Source organism: Flavobacterium sp. YO12, from assembly GCF_004119495.1.
Lineage (GTDB): Bacteria > Bacteroidota > Bacteroidia > Flavobacteriales > Flavobacteriaceae > Flavobacterium.
In genome coordinates this window covers 1-18,434 of the sequence record NZ_NRQU01000081.1, presented here as the reverse complement: position 1 = coordinate 18,434, position 18,434 = coordinate 1, and the positions used below count along the sequence as shown (strand labels likewise).

Below are 18,434 nucleotides of genomic sequence, written 5' to 3'. Positions count from 1 at the left end.
TTTCTGTACAATATGATAAAGCATCAACAAGTACAGACCCAACAAAATTGGGGAATAATCAGTTTTACTATTTTAGTTCTTACTTAGGTGGAGCAGAAACTGGAGCACCGTTAAGAAGCTACAATTTATGCCCGACAGATTATGCTTTAGGATTATATGAAAAAGGAGATAAAAGATGGGATGCTACTTTCATGACTGAAATTCTTGAAGGTCCAGAAACTACAAATGGAGTTACTAAAACTATTTTGTACTATCCATACTATAGAAGTTCAAATCCAGCATCATTAAAAGTAAGACACTTTTACGAGCCAAAATGGTTTACGCCTGCTGACAGAACAGCTTGGGAAACTGCAAATGCTTCAAGAAAAGCGGCTACGTTTGTTTACCACCCTTGGGGAGAGTACTCTGCAGCTCATACTTTAATTAAAAATTTAGACTGTTACACTATTCCAGTGAAGAAGTTTGACGATCCAGATCCAACTACACCTTCAAGCACAGGACCAGTAAGTACAAGAGATATTATCGTATCTCGTTTGGGAGAAACTTACTTAATTGCTGCAGAAGCGTATTTAAAAGCAGGACAACCAGGAACAGGTTTAGCTCGTTTAAATGAAGTAAGAAAAAGAGCGGGAGTTGCAAATGCGACAATCGGACAATTTACTATCGATTATATTCTTGATGAAAGAGGAAGAGAATTGTTAGGCGAATATAAAAGATGGTTTGATTTGAAGCGTACAGGAACATTAGTTGACAGAGCTTCAGCATATAATTATAAAATTAAAGCATCCAACTTTGTTGGTGTAGGCGGTAAACTTAAAATCTTAAGACCAATTCCACAATCGGTTTTAGATTTAAACCAAAATAAAGATTTTCCTCAGAATCCTGGTTATTAGTAATTGATTAATATTTTGAGACTATTGTTTTTTTGAAGCAGTTAAAAAGGAGTTTGGCCAAAGTGCCGAACTCCTTTCTTAACTAAAAAGTAGAAGGATTTTAATGCGAAAAATTGTATTGATTTTATTAGGATTTACATGCTTTGCAAATGCACAGCAGACTTATAGTGTCGACACTTCGTACACTGTAAAAAGCACCTATGCTAAATTGATAAAAAAATACCCGTCGATTACGATTCCAGTTATCGCTGAGAATGAAAACGTCGATAAAATTGACGATGTGGCTTATTTTACATCAAAAGAAAGAACACTGCATTTAGATGCTTTTGTAAATAACAAACAAAAACAGAATCCAGCTGTAATCATGATTCATGGCGGTGGATGGAGATCAGGAAATAAAAGCCAAATGAATCCTTTGGCGCAAGAAATAACTTCAAAAGGCTATTCTTGTTTTACAATAGAATACAGATTATCGCTCGAAGCAAAATATCCGTACGGCGTGTATGATGTAAAAAATGCAATTAGATTTATAAAAGATAATGCAAAGAAATTCAATGTAGATCCAAACAAAATTGCGGTTTTAGGCTGTTCTTCGGGAGGGCAAATGGCAGCTTTGATTGGTACAACAAATGGAATTTCGGCTTTTGATGATCCTTCAAATAAAAGTAAATCATCTTCAAAAGTAAATGCAATTATCAATGTAGACGGCATTTTAGCATTTAGGCATCCAGAATCTTCAGAAGGAGAGATGGCATCGTTTTGGCTTGGAGGTTCTTATGAAGAAAAAACAGAGAACTGGAAAAACGCATCGGCTTTAAGCCATACCAATAAAAATACACCTCCAATATTGTTTATAAACAGCAGTATCGACAGGTTTCATGCCGGAAGAGATGATATGATAAAGATTCTAAATCAATATAAGATTTACAGTGAGGTTCATACAATCGAAAATTCGCCTCATTCCTTCTGGTTTTTTCAGCCTTGGTTTAATCCAACCGTTGATTTTACAACTAATTTTTTAAAAAAGACATTCAAATAATTGCAATAAAATGAAAACAAAAATCACAGTCGCAGCCTTATTTTTAATTGGTTTGACATCAGTAAATGCTCAAAAGTATGATATTAAAACCGCTAAAACATATGCCGAAATTTCTGCTAAAACAGATGGACATTGGGAGGGAAGAAAATACAAAGGCGGAACCGTTTTTAAAAATGTAGACAGACTAAAATTAGCTCCAGAGCATACAGATCATTCTTTTGATATTCGTTACGAAGGTCCGGGATGGGAAAGTAACCGAATTGGATACCGTTTGTATCTAGACTGGAGAAATGCGATTGATATTTTTGGAAAGAAAACTTCTAAAATGATTCTGCCAATAGTAGGTCAGGATAATTTTGATTCGTATCACGAAATGAGCGATTGGGGAGCGGATATCCTAAAAGCAGGAAAAGGAATTGGGATTGGATCAATTGATCGTTATTTAAACAACGAAAAACTGCATTTCCGCGAAGTAGATTCTACAATTGCAACTGTTGTAAATAAAAACAACGAGTCTGGCGTAAAAGTGAATTATTACGGATGGAAAACAGCTTCTGATAAAATTGATTTTACTTCAACGTTAACAATAAAACCAGATCAGCTTTATACAAAACATACCGTTCAGGCTTCAAAAGAAATTAAAGGAATTTGTACTGGAATTGTAAAACAGAAAAATACAGAACTTCTTAAAAAAGAAAGTAAAAACAAAAAATGGGCATATTTGGCAACGTACGGCGTACAGTCTCTAGTTCCAGATAAATTAGGAATGGCTATTTTTTATGAAGTAAACACAATCGAAAATATTGCTGATACTGATTTAGATTATTTATTAGTTTTTAAACCAACAACAAAAGCGACCTCATTTTACCTTTTAGGGGCTTGGGAACAAGAACAAAACGGGATAAAATCGAAAGAAGATTTCGTGAAATATTTAGACGCTCAATTAGAAATTCTGAACAAAAAAGGAAAAATGTAATTTTTTTGCCACAGATTATAAGGATTAAAATGATTAGAAAAAATCTGCTGGATCTGCTAAATCTGCGTGAAAATATTTAAACATATAAACATAGAATTATTGTATTTTCAAAGGAGTATAAAAGAAACAAGTCTAATGTTTGTTAATACAAGCGAAACGCCTTTTATTAAGTTTTCAATCCAGATAGCTTTCGGGAATGTTTCTATGTGTTTAAAACAAGCAAAGAATAATCCAAATAATCCATTATCCCGATAGCTATCGGGAGTGGCAAAACAAAATATAAGAATGAATTATAAAAAAACAGTCTTTGCGTTTTTCTTGTTGTACAGCATTTTTACAACTGCTCAGAACAATGAAAATCAGAATAAAACTGCAGTTTCAGCCAATTCAAAATGGTCAGAGAAAACAGCAGTGACAATTCTGAATAAATACCCGAAAGCCTGGCAGATCGACGGAACAGAGAAACCAAAATGGGATTATAAAATGAGCTTGACTTTGTCTGCTTTTGAGAAATTGTATTTGAAAACAAAAGACAAAAAATATCTCAGTTATATCAAAGAATATGCAGATGAACTGATTGACAGCAATGGAAACATCGCCAAATATGATATTAAAGAATACAATATCGATTATGTAAATCCGGGAAAATTGTTGTTTAATTTATATGAAGTAACAAAAGACAATCGCTATTTAACGGTTATCAAACAATTAAGAACGCAGCTTGAAAGTCAGCCAAGAACACCAAGCGGAGGATTTTGGCACAAACAAATTTATCCAAATCAAATGTGGATTGACGGTTTGTACATGGCAGAACCTTTTTATGCCCAATATACCGTTAAGTACGAAAAAGGTAAAGGTTTAGACGATATAGCCAAACAGTTTGAATTGGTTCACAATCATTTATTAGACAAAAAAACAGGATTGCCTTATCAAGCTTGGGATGAAAGTAAAGAAATTGGCTGGGCAAATAAAGAAACAGGAACTTCGCCAACAATATGGAGTAGAGGAATTGGCTGGTATATGATGGCGTTAGTAGAAACATTGGATTATTTTCCTAAAAGCAATCCAAAGCAAAAAGAACTAGTTACATATTTAAATGAAATTGCCAAGAATGCAGTCAAAGCACAAAGCCCGTCAGGATTATGGTATCAAGTTGCCGATAAACCAGAATTGACAGGAAATTATTTAGAATCGTCAGGTTCAGCAATGATTATTTATGCTTTGGCAAAAGGAGCTGATAAAGGATATTTAAATGCATCGTACAAAAAAACAGCGCAAAAATCTTTTGATGCATATGTAAACGAATTTGTCAAAACAAATGAAAATAATGAGATTACGATTTCAAATGTTTCATCCAATGTAGGATTGGGCGGAAAACCTTTCCGAGATGGTTCAAATGAATATTATGCAAAAAGCAAAACAAAAGATAACAGTTCGCCAGCATTAGCCGCATTTTTACTAAGTGCAGTGGAATTAAATAAATAACAAACGATTTATTATGATAAAGAAAAGCCATTTTAGTTTTGCCCGAATTGTACTGATAAGTGCGATTGTATTTTCATTTAATGCAATTTCGGCGCAGTCTTCCAATACTATTTCAAAAGATCTAAAATGGTCAGAGCGAATGGCACTTTCTATTATCAAACGTGCTCCACAAGCTTGGCAGGTCGATAATAACGAAAAACCAAAATGGGATTATAAATTGGGTTTATTGATGACTTCTTTTGAAAAATTACATCAAAAAACAAATAATCCTGTTTACGGCGATTACATCAAAGCTTACGGAGAAACAGTAATTAATCCTTCGGGAGAAATTATGAACTACAAACTCGAAGATTATAATATCGATTATGTAAATCCGGGTAAGTTTTTGTTTGAACTTTACAAAAGAACAAATGATAATCGTTATTTAACGGCAATGCAGACTTTAAGAAAGCAATTAGAAACACATCCAAGAACAAACTCAGGAGGATTTTGGCACAAAAAATATATCCGTATCAAATGTGGCTCGACGGTTTGTATATGGGAACACCATTCTATGCAAGATATACGGTTGAATTTGATAAGGGAAAAGATTTAGACGATGTTGCCAAACAATTCGAACAAATTCATCTGCACACGCTGGACAAAAAAACAGGATTGCTTTTTCATGCGTGGGACGAAAGTAAACAAATGCCTTGGGCAAATAAAGAAACAGGAACTTCACCCAATTTCTGGTCACGTTCTATTGGCTGGTACATGATGGCATTGGTTGATGTTTTGGATTACATGCCAAAAGAACATCCAAAAAGAAAAGAATTGATTCAGTATTTAAATGATATTTCAAAAGCAGTGGCAAAATATCAGGACAAATCTGGATTATGGTATCAAGTTACCGATGCAGGAAATAAAGATGGTAATTATCTTGAAGCCTCCGGATCTGAAATGTTTGTTTACGCTTTTGCGAAAGGAGCAAAAAAAGGATATTTACCAGCATCGTATAAAAAACTCGCTTTAAAAGGTTTTGACGCCATTACTAAAAAATTGGTTACCGTTGATGCAGATGGCGAAATTCATATTACACAAGTTTGCGCCAGTGCAGGATTAGGAGGAAATCCGTACCGCGATGGTTCTTTTGAATATTATATAAAAGAGAAAATAAAAATAGATAACTCACACGGTTTAGGGCCATTTATTTTGGCCGCATTAGAAGTAGAACAATAGTAGAATTTTTAAATATATTTTGAAATGAAAAATAGTAGGAAACACAGTTTTATGTCGGTTTTATTAGTTTGCGTAATGGCTTTAACGGGCTGTAAAGTAACTTCACAGGAAACTGCAAAAAAGGAAATCGTTATTTCGAAAGACATGAAATGGTCAGATAAAATGGCTTTAACCTTGATGAAACGTCATCCAGAAAGTTACATGATCGACGATTCTAAAAAACCAAAATGGGATTATGTTCATGCCTTAGTATTACACTCTATCGAAGATTTGTACAAAAAAAATCCAGATCCACGTTACAAAGCCTATATAAGAGGTTATGTAGATGAATTGGTGCAGGAAGACGGTACGATTAAAACGTACGAACTAGATAAATACAATATCGATTTGGTGGTTCCGGGGCGTTTACTTTTTGCTATTTATGCCGAAACAAAACAGGATAAATATTTAAAAGCAATGCAATTGGTTCGCAAACAATTAACAGAGCAGCCTCGTACAGCGAGCGGCGGATTCTGGCACAAACAAATTTATCCAAACCAAATGTGGTTAGACGGTTTGTATATGGGAGAACCATTTTACGCAGAATACACATTGACTTTTGAGAATGGAAAAAGTTTTGATGACATCGCAAAACAATTTGAGTTGATTCAATTACACGCCACAGATCCTAAAACAGGATTATTGTACCACGGTTGGGATGAAAGTAAAGCAATGCCTTGGGCAAATAAAGTAACAGGAAACTCACCAAATTTTTGGTCAAGAGCTTTAGGCTGGTATGCAATGGCACTTGTTGACGTTTTAGATTATATGCCAAAAGAACATCCAAAGAGAGCAGAATTAATTAAGTATTTAAACAATGTATCAGCAGCTTTGGCTAAATATCAAGATAAATCTGGATTATGGTATCAAGTTACAGATAAAGCAGGAGGAAAAGGAAACTATTTAGAAGCTTCAGGATCATCAATGTTTGCTTATGCTTTTGCAAAAGGAGCAAACAAAGGATATCTTCCTGCAAAATATAAAAAATTAGCAAACAAAGCTTTTGACGGATTAACAACAGTTTTAATCAAAAAAGTAGATGAAGACGGCGGTATTACATTAACAAACTGCTGCCAAGTTGCAGGTTTAGGAGGAACTCCATACCGTGATGGTTCTTATGAATATTATGTAAACGAAAGAAAAAAAGACAACGATCCTAAAGCAACTGGTCCTTTTATTTTGGCTGCTTTAGAATTAAATAGATAGTTTATAATTGTTAATTGTTAATTATTAATGATTAGTTATTAATGATTAGTTATTAATGATTGGTTAGTATAATTATTAGGAAAGCACAAAGTATTGTCATTTCGACCAGAGGGAGAAATCGCACTCGTAATTCGACAAAGATTGAAGACATTCTGTACGGAATTTCTAGTGCGATTTCTCTCCCGAAGCCTCGGGATCGAAATGACAAAAAAGGCCTTGAGTAAAAAAACAAAACAAAAATGAAAAGTATAAAAATCGCTGTTCTTCTCCTTTCCGTATTTTCATTTCAGAAAAATACAGCACAAGTATGGACACCAGATAATGGAGACGGAACGTATACAAATCCAATTATTCATGCCGATTATTCAGATCCTGATGCAGTAAGGGTTGGAGATGATTTTTATATGACAGCATCGTCTTTTAATTGTATTCCGGGATTACCAATCTTACATTCGAAAGATTTGGTAAACTGGAAAATTATAAGCTACGCGCTGCCAAAACAGCCGCCTTTTGAAACGTATGATAAAGTGCAGCACGGAAACGGTGTTTGGGCGCCAAGTATTACTTTTCACAACAACGAATTTTACATTTATTATCCAGATCCTGATTTTGGGATTTATATGATAAAAGCTAAAAAGGCTGAAGGACCTTGGTCAGAACCGCTTTTAGTAAAAGCAGGAAAAGGACTTATTGATCCGAGTCCGCTTTGGGATGATGATGGAAAAGTTTATTTAGTGCACGCATTTGCAGGAAGCCGAGCGCAGATTAAAAGTTTAATTGTGGTGTGCAGCATGAATGCCGAAGGAACAATTGCTAATAATGATGAAGTAATGGTGATTGACGGACATGACGGCGAAGGCACAATTGAAGGGCCTAAATTCTACAAAAGAAACAATTACTATTACATTTTTGCACCAGCTGGAGGAGTACCAACAGGCTGGCAGACTATTTTAAGATCTAAAAATGTTTTTGGACCTTATGAAAAGAAGAAAGTTTTAGAACAAGGATCAACCAAAATAAACGGTCCGCATCAAGGAGCGTGGGTACAGACACAGACAGGCGAAGACTGGTTTATTCATTTTCAGGATAAAGGTGCTTACGGAAGAATTGTGCATTTGCAGCCTATGAAATGGGAGAAAGATTGGCCGGTTATGGGACAGGATTTTGATAAAAATGGAATAGGAGAACCGGTTACAACATATAAAAAGCCAAATGTTGGCAAAAAATATCCAATAGAAAACCCTGCAACATCAGATGAGTTTAACGAACCAAAATTAGGATTGCAATGGCAGTGGCACGCAAATTCTCAGATTAACTGGGGGTTGCCTACAAGTCTTGGTTATTTGAATTTGTTTTGCATGACCACAATTAAAGACAGTAAAAGAATTTTTGATGCACCAAATTTATTGCTTCAAAAATTTCCTGCTGAAGAATTTTCGGCAACAGCCAAATTAACTTTCAATGCAAGATTAAACGGAGAATCGACGGGATTGATTATTATGGGATTGGATTATAGTTATTTGTGCTTTAAAAACGATAATGGAAAATTATATCTAAACCAAAAAACAGGAACTTTTAATAAAACTGTTTCAGAAACAGAAACAAAACCTATTTTAATTTCAAGTAATACAATTTATTTGAAAGTAAAAGTAAAAAAAGGCGGAATTTGCAGTTTCTTTTATAGCTTAGATGATAAAAACTATCAGCCGATAGGAAGTGATTTTACTTCAATCGAAGGAAAATGGATTGGTGCAAAAATGGGACTTTTTGCTTTAAGCGAAAAAGTAACAAACGATTCAGGAAATGTGGCAGTTGATTGGTTTAGAGTAACGAAATAAAATTTAGAATGAATCAGTTAAAAAAAATCCTATTGCTTTTTAGTATTGTTTTGAGTTTTAGTATTCAGGCACAAAACACCTATAAAAATTGGCAGGATATAATTCGTAAAAACGATGCTTCATGGTTTGGTACCGAAGAAGCTAAAAAGATTGCCGAAAATGTACTGCTTTACCAAAGAGATATTGGGGGCTGGCCAAAGAATATTCAAATGCAGAATGAGCTGACTCCTTCGCAGAAAAAGGATTTACTCGACATTAAAAAGACCACAAAAGAAACCACAACAGACAATGGAGCAACTACTCAGGAAATGCTTTATATGTCTAAAATGTATGCTCAGGTAAAAGACGAGCGTTACAAAGAATCATTTTTAAAAGGGTTAAATTATTTACTGGAAGCACAATATGCAAATGGCGGCTGGCCTCAATTTTATCCTTTAAAAAAAGGATATTACACCCATATTACGTACAATGACGATTCGATGGTTCGTATTTTAGAGGTGATGAAAGAAGTAAGCGAGGAAACAGATTTCTACAGCATCAAACCTTCAAAAGAAAGTATTGCCAAAGCAAAAACAGCTTTTGATAAAGGAATAGACTGCATCATCAAAACACAATATAAACAAAACGGAGTTTTAACAGCTTGGTGCGCACAGCATGACGAAGTTACACTGCTTCCTGCAAAAGCGAGAGCGTATGAATTGCCTTCGCTAAGCGGAAAAGAATCAGCTAAAATTGTACTGCTTTTAATGGCAATTAAAAAACCATCAGCAGAGGTTATGACCGCTGTAAAAAGTGCCTACGCATGGTTTGAGAAAACAAAAATTACCAATCTAGAAGAAAAGCGTGTTTTAAACGATGCAGGAAAAGTTATTGATAAAAAGATGATTCCAACTCAAAATGCGGCACCAATCTGGGCAAGATTTATGGAATTGGACAATAACGAACCTTTCTTTTGCGATCGTGACGGAATCAAAAAGAAATCACTAGATGAAATTGGTGCAGAACGCAGAAACGGTTACGCTTGGTATACAGATGAACCAAAAGAAGTATTGAAAAAATATACAGCTTGGGGAATTAAAAATGGTACAAAAGTTTCAGAAACAGGAGCAGAGAAAAAGAAAGTTGTTTTTTTTACCGTAGCACAGGATGGTACTGGAGATTTTACCAAAATACAAGATGCCATATATGCGAGCCCCTCTTTTCCTTATGAAAAAGTAACCATACTCATTAAAAACGGAACATACAACGAAAAGCTTAGAGTGCCTGAATGGAACAACAATTTGATTTTATTTGGCGAAAGTAAAGAAAAAACGATCATTACTTTTGATGATAATTTTTCGAAAATCAACCTAGGACGAAACAGCACCTTTTATACTTCAACACTTTTAGTAGAAGCAGACGATTTTACAGCATTTAACCTAACCATTAAAAACGCTTCGGGTGATAAAGGTCAAGCAATTGCACTATCAGTTACCGGCAATCGTGCTAGAATTACCAGCTGTATTATTTCTGGAAATCAAGACACCCTATATTTATCAGGAAAAAATGCCAAGCAGTATTTTAGAAACTGTTATATCGAAGGAACAACCGATTTTATTTTTGGCGGAGCTACAGCTTTATTTGAAAACTGCGTCATTCACAGCATTAAAAGTTCATACGTAACAGCCGCTTCAACTCCCGAAGGCGTTGCTTATGGTTTTGTTTTCAAAAATTGCAAACTAACTGCAGAACCTGAAGCAAACGCTGTTTATCTGGGAAGACCCTGGCGTATATATGCCAAAACCGTTTTTATCGAATGCGAATTAGGCAAACATATAAAACCCGAAGGCTGGGAAAATTGGTCAAAACCTGATGCAGAGAAAAATACCTTTTATGCCGAATACAATAACAGCGGCGAAGGATTTCAACCAAAGAAAAGAGTTACATGGTCACATCAGCTTACAAAAACTGAAGCAGAGCAATATTCGATAGAAAATATTCTAAAAGATACAGTGCCTAATTGGTATTTTTAGTAAAGGTTCAGAGGTACAAAGGAACAAAGTTGCAAAGATCCGTAGGAACGAAAATACGAAGTATTCGAATCAACCTTTGAACCTCTGAGCCTTTGCTCCTTTGTGCCTTAAAATTTAAGAACCTTAGAACCTAAAAAAAAATGAAATATCTACTTATCTTATTAATATCCTGCGTTTCCTTTGCTCAGAAAAATGATTTTCCAACAGCAAAAGTCGATTCGATAGTAAACAGAATTCAGCTTCCTGTGTTTCCGGCTTATCAAATTAATATTGTAAAAATAGGAGCAAAAGGAGATTCTATTACAAACAATAAAACAGTGTTTGATAAAGCAATGGCGCTCTGTAAAAAGAAAGGCGGAGGAACCATTATTGTTCCAAAAGGAATTTATAAAATAAACGGGCCTATTCATTTTGTCAGCAATGTAAATTTGAAAATAGAAAAAGGAGCCAAAATAAAATTCAGCGATAACCCTCAAGATTATCCTTTGGTTTTAACAAGCTGGGAAGGAACCATGCTTTACAATTACAGTCCGCTTATTTATGCTGCTGACTGTACTAATATTGCGCTTACTGGCGAAGGAATAATTGATGGCGAAGGCGGGAAAGTCTGGAGAAGTTTTAAAGCAAAAGAGGGGCCAGGTAAGGAGCTAAGCCGTGACATGAACCATAATAATGTGCCGTTAAAAGATCGAAAATTTGGAGAAGGCTATTTTTTACGTCCGCAGATGATTCAGTTTTTAAATTGTAAAAATGTATTAGTTGAGAATGTCAGAATCGAAAATTCGCCGTTTTGGTGTCTGCATCTTTTAAAATCACAAAGCATTACCGTTCGAGGCATCCGCTATAAATCATTAAACCATAACAACGACGGAATCGATCCTGAATACGCAAAAGATGTTTTGATTGAAAATGTAACCTTTGATAATGGAGACGACAACGTTGCCATTAAAGCCGGTAGAGATCACGAAGGAAGAGCCAATACAGCAACGCCAAGCGAGAATATTGTAATTAGAAATTGTAATTTTAAAGGACTTCACGGAGTGGTAATAGGCAGCGAAATGTCTGCAGGAGTGCAGAATGTATTTGTCGAGAACTGCAAAACAATAGGTTATTTAAAAAGAGGAATTTATTTAAAAACCAATGCCGACCGTGGCGGTTACATTAAAAATGTTTTTGTCAGAAACATACAATTAGATCAAGTTGAAGACTGTTTGTATATGACCGCAAATTATCATGGAGAAGGAAAAGGCTGGCAATCGGATATTTCAAACATTCATTTTTCTAATATTACCTGTAACAAAGCATCAGAATCTGGAATTGTAATTCAGGGTTTTCCAGATAAAAAAATCAGAAACATATCGCTGAACAATATCGAAATAAAAGAAGCAAAAAATGCCCTGTCAAATGAAAATGCAGAAAATGTTTTGATGACAGATGTTTTTATTGGCAAAAGAGCAGGAGTGCCTACGGCAGTTTCTAAGCATTAGTTTTTTTTAGGTTCAAAGGGACAAAGGAGCAAAGGGGCAGAGGGACAGAAGAACAAAGGTTTTTTGTAGAGACGCAGAGAAGTAGATTATTAGATGCATTTTGTCATTTCGACTGAAAGGAGAAATCACACACAGAATTCCGCAACGATTGAAATTTACAGTGTCGAGCTACTAGTGTGATTTCTCCTTTCAGTCGAAATGACATAAAGTGCGATAAAACATAGTTTGTCATTTCGACCAAAGGGAGAAATCACACACAGGATTCCGCAACGATTCGGATTTACTGTGCAGAGCTGCTAGTGCGATTTCTCCTTTCAGTCGAAATGACATAAAGTGCGATAAAACATAGTTTGTAATTTCTACCAAAGGGAGAAATCACACACAGAATTCCACAACGATTAGGATTTACTGTGCGGAGCCGCTAGTGCGATTTACTTCGTCTATTCGCTATCGCTCGAGTCTCCTTTCAGTTGAAATGACATAAACCAGCAATCCCAATAGCCATAAGGAACACGAAACAAAAAAACAAACAAAAATGAAAAAATACATCTTCTTAACATTACTAATTACGTCAGCTTGTTTTGCACAAAAAACAACCTTATACACAATTGGCGATTCGACAATGGCAAATAAAAAAGACCCTGATAAAAACCCAGAACACGGATGGGCGCAGGTATTACAGCCTTTTTTTAAAAATGATATTGTAGTTGTAAACAAAGCCGTAAATGGTCGAAGCACCAAAAGTTTTATCAACGAAAAACGTTGGGATTCTATCTATAAAAATTAAAAAAAGGCGATTATGTTTTTATCGAATTTGGACACAACGACGAAAAAATAGAAGACTCAACACGTTATACAAATCCGCATACGACCTATCGATACAATCTAATTCGTTTTGTAAAAGAGAGCAGAGAAAAAGGAGCAATTCCGGTTTTATTAACCTCAATTGCCCGACGTAATTTTAATGAAAAAGGAGTTCTCGTACCTACGCATGGCGATTATCCCCTAGAAACCCGTTTGACGGCGCAGGAATACAAAGTACCTTTTATTGATTTAGAGTATTACACAGAACTTCTGGAGCAGTCTTATGGTCCCGAAAAATCAAAACAGCTGCATTTGCATTTTAAAGCAGGTGAGAATCCTTATTATGATAAAGACAAAGCCGATGATACGCACCTCTCTTTACTAGGAGCCACAAAAATTGCACAAATTGTCATCAATCAAATAAAACAGTCAGAAGATCCACAGCTAAAAAAACTTAAGGATAATTGCAAAATGTAAAATGTTTATAGTTTATAGTTTATGGTTGTTGGCTGTTGAAATTTGACATTTGTTAATCATTAGATTTCTAAATTCAGTACTAACCATCAACCATCAACCATCAACCATCAACTATTGATTTTTGTCTTAAAATGCTGCATTAAAACCTTTTAATGGTAATAAAGCAGTAATTGCGATGCTAATTTTGCAACTGTAAATATCAGACTGGCTGTGAAATTCTCAGTAAGATTTTTTACCTTTTTTACGTAATATTTTAAAAAGAGAAAACACATTGTTTTCTCTTTTTTTATGCCTAAAAGCCAATTTTATAGTTGTTGGTTGTTAGCTTATAGTTGTTGACCGAAAGCCCGCATTCTAAAAACCTAACCTAACCATAGCCCGTGGTTTCAACCACGGGAAACGTGTAAAGATAATAGCAGCCTATGGTTTTAAGGTTATTAGACTTCCCTTTAATCATTTACAATTACCCTTCTACATTTCACAATAACCCATTCGCAAGTAACAAGTAACAAGCATCCATTCACCATCAACAATTCACCATTAACCATTAATCTTTTCTGTCTTAAAATGCTGTATAAAAAACTTTTAGTGTCTTTTTTATAATATTTTAGCTATTATTCTTGCAGAAGATACTGTTGTTATTATTTTAGTTGTTTTTGGAATTTATAGTAACTCAGTTTTTATAAGCCATAATAATTTTTTTGGAAATGAGAGAATCTACGTTCTCTCATTTTTTTTGCTTTTTATTTTGCAAAACCCAGCGATTATAATTAGGCTTTCTTTTTGTCTTTACACAATGTTTTTTTGGATGGTTTGTTTGTAAAGCATTGAAAAACAGTATATTTGTATTTGTTTTGACTTTTCTTATAGTTTTTAAAAAGAAAAAGCGAGAACATATTCTTCTAAAAGCCTTTCAATAAATCGTATATCTTTTTGCTTCGAATTTTTATTTCTAGATTATTTTAAAATCTAGGAATGAGTGAATAAAGTGTAAGCTCGCAAGTCAAATCTCAAATGGTTTAGGGGTTTCTTTAGCGAGTTATAATACATCATTTTTTGTTTTCAGCTCAGTTATAATAATGAATTTGTAGGTTTTGACTAAGACTTCAAGGTTAAAAATCTTCTTATTTGGGGCAGTCCTAAAGGCAGGTATGTCAAAATCTAAATGTTAAAAATTTGGCTTAAAATGATACATTAAAATCTTTTACTGATAATATTAAAGGGAGAATATCTGGAATTTTGCGCAGAATATTTATTGATAATCAGGTTGTTGAAAAACTACAATTAAAAGTAAATAGAAAACCAGCCCATGTAAGTTGTTAAATCAATAAACAGGGATTATTAGATTTTTTTAATAAATAAACCAATTATGAAAACAAGATTTACATTCGTTTTGTTGTTATTAATGTTTGCAGTAGGAAGCGAATCTTTTGCCCAGATAGTGATTAATACTGCTCCTACATCTTATCAGCCCGCCACTCTGGTACAGGGAGGCGCTTCGGGTACGTATAAGTTAGACATTACAAATAATAATGCAGCAGTATTGAGCGGGGCAAAACTGACTGTAACACTGCCAGCGGGAATGGAGTATGTTACAGGCTCTATATCAGGAGCAACGCAATCCAATGTCAGCAATCTGCAGATTCCGGTTTTTGCATTGGGAGATATACCTTCAACCAACACGCTTACGGTAACATTCAGCGCGCGCATTAACTGCGGTTTTACCAATGCAAATATCAATTACAATGTCCTTTCTTCAGGAAATGTTTCATTGCAGACAGCTGTAAGCCCGGTAGCGGCGAGTACGCCAGCGCCGGCTTTTGTATTTTCTAGTGTGCCAAGCCCACAGGCACTTTCTACGCCTTTGAACACCAATGCAACCCGCACAGTTAAGTTTAAAAACAGCGGAAACGTATCTTTATCTACGGTATATTTTGAGACGAGCGTGATAACAGGTACACAATATCCATATTATAAATTGGTAAGTTCCAATTTTGGTACCGTAACCCCTATAACCAACGGATACCGTATTACCTTAACAGGAGCAGCGTTACAAAGCGCAATTACAACAACTTCAGGTATAGCAGATGCCAGTTTTGATAAAGATGAAGAAATTACATTGGTGCTTACAGAACAGATGACTAGTTGTGCTTTGACGTCTTCAATTCAGTTGACTATGAAAGCTGGTTCGGGAGATTCTAATAATAATTTTTGCTTTTCAGATACTTCAACAGCGTCTATTAATACCCCAGCAAGTAATGCCGCGATTTCACTATCACGTATTGATGGGGCTGCTTATGGAAGTTTTTGTACTAATGGTACGGTATCTTATACAATAGCTAATACTGGTTCTGGAGCAGCATCGAGTATATACAACAGCCAATTTCATCTAAGAAAATGGTTCCTTTATGTGCAGCCTGAAATAAGCCAATTCTTGATTCTGCTGCGCCTGTAAATGCACCTTTCGCATGACCAAATAGTTCCGACTCTATAAGACTTTCGGGAATTCCGCCGCAATTGATTGTTATAAACGGCATTTTGGCTCGGGCACCTTGATAATGAATGGCTCTTGCAATTAATTCTTTACTTGTACCGCTTTCACCTTCGATTAATACATTTGCAGTGTTGTTTTTTACGCGCTCTATTGTGTCAACCAATTTTTTAAATTGCTTAGAATACCCGATTATTCCGGCATAATTATTCTCTTCGGATAATGAAAGTTTGCCTTCTGAGGATAATATTTGGTTGTTTTTTGCTCTTAAAAGCGAGTTTTCAACAGCTAGATAAAATTCTTCAGCAGTAAAGGGCTTAGCTAGATAGTCTAATGCACCAGATTTTAAGGCATTTATGGCATTCGCAATAGACGGCATTCCTGTTATAACTAATTTTGGAAGCGATGGAAAATGTTCGGCAGCATATTTTAACAACTCTGTACCGTTAAGTTCAGGCATGTAAAAATCTGTAACCAACAAATCAATTGAGTTGTGTTTTAGAACTTCAATTGCTTCTATGACAGAAGATGCCTTATAAGTAAGATAATTCCGCTTGGTTAAATAGCGTTGAATTAACTCAAGCATCTCATAGCTGTCATCTACAATTAGTATTTTTTCTTTTCGTAAAGGCATATCTTTATTCAGTTATTGGTAGTTTTATTGTAAAAATGGTTCCTTGAGGAAAATTGTCCTTAATTATTATTTCGCCATTATGAATTTTGACTATTCGAGATACCATTGTCAAGCCTATACCACAACCATCACTTGAAACTTTTGTTGTAAAAAAAGGATCAAATATTTTTGATTTGATGTTTTCCTGTATACCTTGACCTTGATCTTCTATGGTGATAAATAAGTAGTGAAAATCGTTTTCAATTGTAGTTTTTAGTATGCTTTTTTCTGGAGAAGCGTCGATCGCATTTATTAATATATTTAGTAAAGCTTGTGTTAGTTGTATAGAATCAACATAGATAGAATCAATTGTATTTTTATACAGCAGTTCATTTTTAATTTCTTTTCTTTGGAAGTTTTGCTTTAAAAGCGAAAATGCGAAAGTTATAATGGGCTTAATTTCTTGTTTTTCTAAATGATATGGAACATCACTGGTGAATGATAAAATTTTGTTTATAATTTTCCTGCTGTAAATTGCTGAATTTATTATTGTTGTAATATCTGCATCAATTTCGGGGTCATTATTATTAAGTTTGATTAGTTCTGCATATCCTAAAATATTCGCCAAAGGACTGTTGAGTTCGTGTGCAATACCAGCCGTCATTTCACTTAGTATTGATAAACGATCCATGCGTTCCATGGCTCTTATCAATTGGTTCTTTTTTTCTAAAATTTGAAACTTTTCTAAGTAATTTCCAATTTCAAATGCAATTGCGTGAAGGAGTTTTTGTTCCTCATCAAGAAAATGACTGTTGTTATACTTATTTTTAGGATAATGTGCTTTTATGAAACCTGCATTTGTTCCCAAAATTGTTATACCACTGATTTGAAAGGCACTCTGTTTTGGCAGTTTCGACGTAGTCAAAACGAAATCTTGAATCTGAAGTTCAATAACTATATCGTCATTGTGCAGATAGGCTTTTTTTGTGCTTAGAATTATTTTTTGAAGAATCTTTTTTTTCAGCACGATCTGCTTGTGCAATTATCGATGAAATTTCAAGAAGACATGTTAGCTCTTTAACTCTTTCTTTAAGCTTTTTTTCGGTTGACTCCAATTTCATTTTGTAAGAAATAAATTTTTTATCGTTCTAGATTTCGGCAAAAGTAATTATTTTTTTGAGGTAGAGATATCAAATGTGTTATTTGTTTAACTATTTGAAAATAAAATAAATATGAATTATTTTTATGGCTTATTTTGATATTTTTTTAACCTATAGAGGCTGTTTGATAATTTGTTTTGTGCGATAAAATTGCTTATTTTATTTTATGATGTTTCTTACAACTGTTTCTTGTAGTTAATTAAAGTCTTATTTTGATAATATTATGTCTTAGAGTGGTCAAATGCGCTTAGGAGTTTGTTATAATTTTGCTCTACTGAAAACAAATCCAGCCTGCCAATTTTATTATGAGTATGAGAACTTCTAACTTTTCATTACAATTTGAATTGAATGTTTCTGAAATACAAAAATTAAACGAAATAGTATTTTAAAAATATTTATAGAAATTGGATTTTGCTCTTTTTGGAATTGTTTTATTTATTTTGATTTTTCTCGACTTATATATACAAGATGATCTTGTAGAATGGATAATAAGAAGCTTAGTCTTGATTATACTTTTTCTTATGATTCAATACTCTTTTGTTAATTCGATTTGTGAAATTATTTTTCGATTAGCAAAAAAAATGAAATCTGAAAAAGGTAAAAATAAATATAGAATCAGTTTTACAGATGTTTTATCCATGTTTATTCGCCGTTTGGTCATTTCACACATAAATGGAATAAAATTGAAAAAGCAAT

The 18,434-nt window shown here is 34.3% G+C and carries 13 protein-coding genes and 1 pseudogene; 12 read left to right on the top strand and 2 right to left on the bottom strand.

The features are described 5' to 3' along the window. The 12 genes and pseudogenes from BOW55_RS18715 to BOW55_RS18665 all read left to right on the top strand — a co-directional run. A partial coding sequence (locus BOW55_RS18715; RefSeq protein WP_164975069.1) for a RagB/SusD family nutrient uptake outer membrane protein occupies positions 1 to 893 on the top strand: 893 nt, incomplete at its 5' end. A gap of 103 nt (positions 894 to 996) precedes the next feature. Beyond that, the gene (locus tag BOW55_RS18710) at positions 997 to 1,932 is read left to right on the top strand and encodes an alpha/beta hydrolase (RefSeq protein ID WP_129025775.1); all 936 of its coding nucleotides are present in this window, start codon (positions 997 to 999) and stop codon (positions 1,930 to 1,932) included. Positions 1,933 to 1,942: 10 nt separating this feature from the next. Then, the gene (locus tag BOW55_RS18705; RefSeq protein WP_129025773.1) at positions 1,943 to 2,908 is read left to right on the top strand and encodes a DUF4861 family protein; all 966 of its coding nucleotides are present in this window, start codon (positions 1,943 to 1,945) and stop codon (positions 2,906 to 2,908) included. 285 nt (positions 2,909 to 3,193) lie between these two features. Then, complete coding sequence (locus BOW55_RS18700) at positions 3,194 to 4,393, top strand: glycoside hydrolase family 105 protein (RefSeq protein WP_129025771.1); 1,200 nt, start codon at positions 3,194 to 3,196, stop codon at positions 4,391 to 4,393. Between the two features lie 13 nt (positions 4,394 to 4,406). Further along, on the top strand, positions 4,407 to 4,988 hold the full coding sequence (locus tag BOW55_RS21705) for a glycoside hydrolase family 88 protein (RefSeq protein ID WP_371414540.1): 582 nt from the start codon (positions 4,407 to 4,409) through the stop codon (positions 4,986 to 4,988). Beyond that, a complete protein-coding gene (locus tag BOW55_RS21700; protein WP_371414541.1) occupies positions 4,910 to 5,611 on the top strand; it encodes a glycoside hydrolase family 105 protein in 702 nt (233 codons plus the stop codon). The genes BOW55_RS21705 and BOW55_RS21700 overlap by 79 nt, the downstream gene beginning before the upstream one ends. A 24-nt stretch (positions 5,612 to 5,635) precedes the next feature. Continuing rightward, positions 5,636 to 6,856, top strand: coding sequence for a glycoside hydrolase family 105 protein (locus tag BOW55_RS18690; RefSeq protein ID WP_129025769.1), 1,221 nt, complete (start codon positions 5,636 to 5,638; stop codon positions 6,854 to 6,856). 239 nt (positions 6,857 to 7,095) lie between these two features. Then, positions 7,096 to 8,694, top strand: a complete 1,599-nt coding sequence (locus BOW55_RS18685; protein ID WP_129025767.1) for a glycoside hydrolase 43 family protein — start codon at positions 7,096 to 7,098, stop codon at positions 8,692 to 8,694. 8 nt (positions 8,695 to 8,702) lie between these two features. Next, entirely contained in the window at positions 8,703 to 10,706 is a 2,004-nt protein-coding gene (pelA, locus tag BOW55_RS18680) for a pectate lyase (protein WP_129025765.1), read from the top strand. 140 nt (positions 10,707 to 10,846) lie between these two features. Then, the gene (locus tag BOW55_RS18675) at positions 10,847 to 12,193 is read left to right on the top strand and encodes a glycoside hydrolase family 28 protein (RefSeq protein WP_129025763.1); all 1,347 of its coding nucleotides are present in this window, start codon (positions 10,847 to 10,849) and stop codon (positions 12,191 to 12,193) included. 622 nt (positions 12,194 to 12,815) lie between these two features. After that, positions 12,816 to 13,474, top strand: a pseudogene (locus BOW55_RS18670) (rhamnogalacturonan acetylesterase). A gap of 1,369 nt (positions 13,475 to 14,843) precedes the next feature. Beyond that, positions 14,844 to 15,929, top strand: coding sequence for a DUF11 domain-containing protein (locus tag BOW55_RS18665; RefSeq protein WP_129025761.1), 1,086 nt, complete (start codon positions 14,844 to 14,846; stop codon positions 15,927 to 15,929). Here the strand turns inward: BOW55_RS18665 and BOW55_RS18660 are convergent. Together BOW55_RS18660 and BOW55_RS18655 are read right to left on the bottom strand one after the other, a co-directional pair. Beyond that, positions 15,814 to 16,599 carry a sigma-54 dependent transcriptional regulator gene (locus BOW55_RS18660; RefSeq protein ID WP_129025759.1) on the bottom strand — a complete coding sequence of 262 codons (786 nt, stop codon included), beginning with the start codon at positions 16,597 to 16,599 and terminating at the stop codon, positions 15,814 to 15,816. The genes BOW55_RS18665 and BOW55_RS18660 overlap by 116 nt on opposite strands. 4 nt (positions 16,600 to 16,603) lie before the next feature. Continuing rightward, positions 16,604 to 17,605 (bottom strand): sensor histidine kinase, encoded by a 1,002-nt coding sequence (locus BOW55_RS18655; protein ID WP_129025757.1) that lies wholly within the window; start codon positions 17,603 to 17,605, stop codon positions 16,604 to 16,606. Positions 17,606 to 18,434 lie beyond the last annotated feature (829 nt).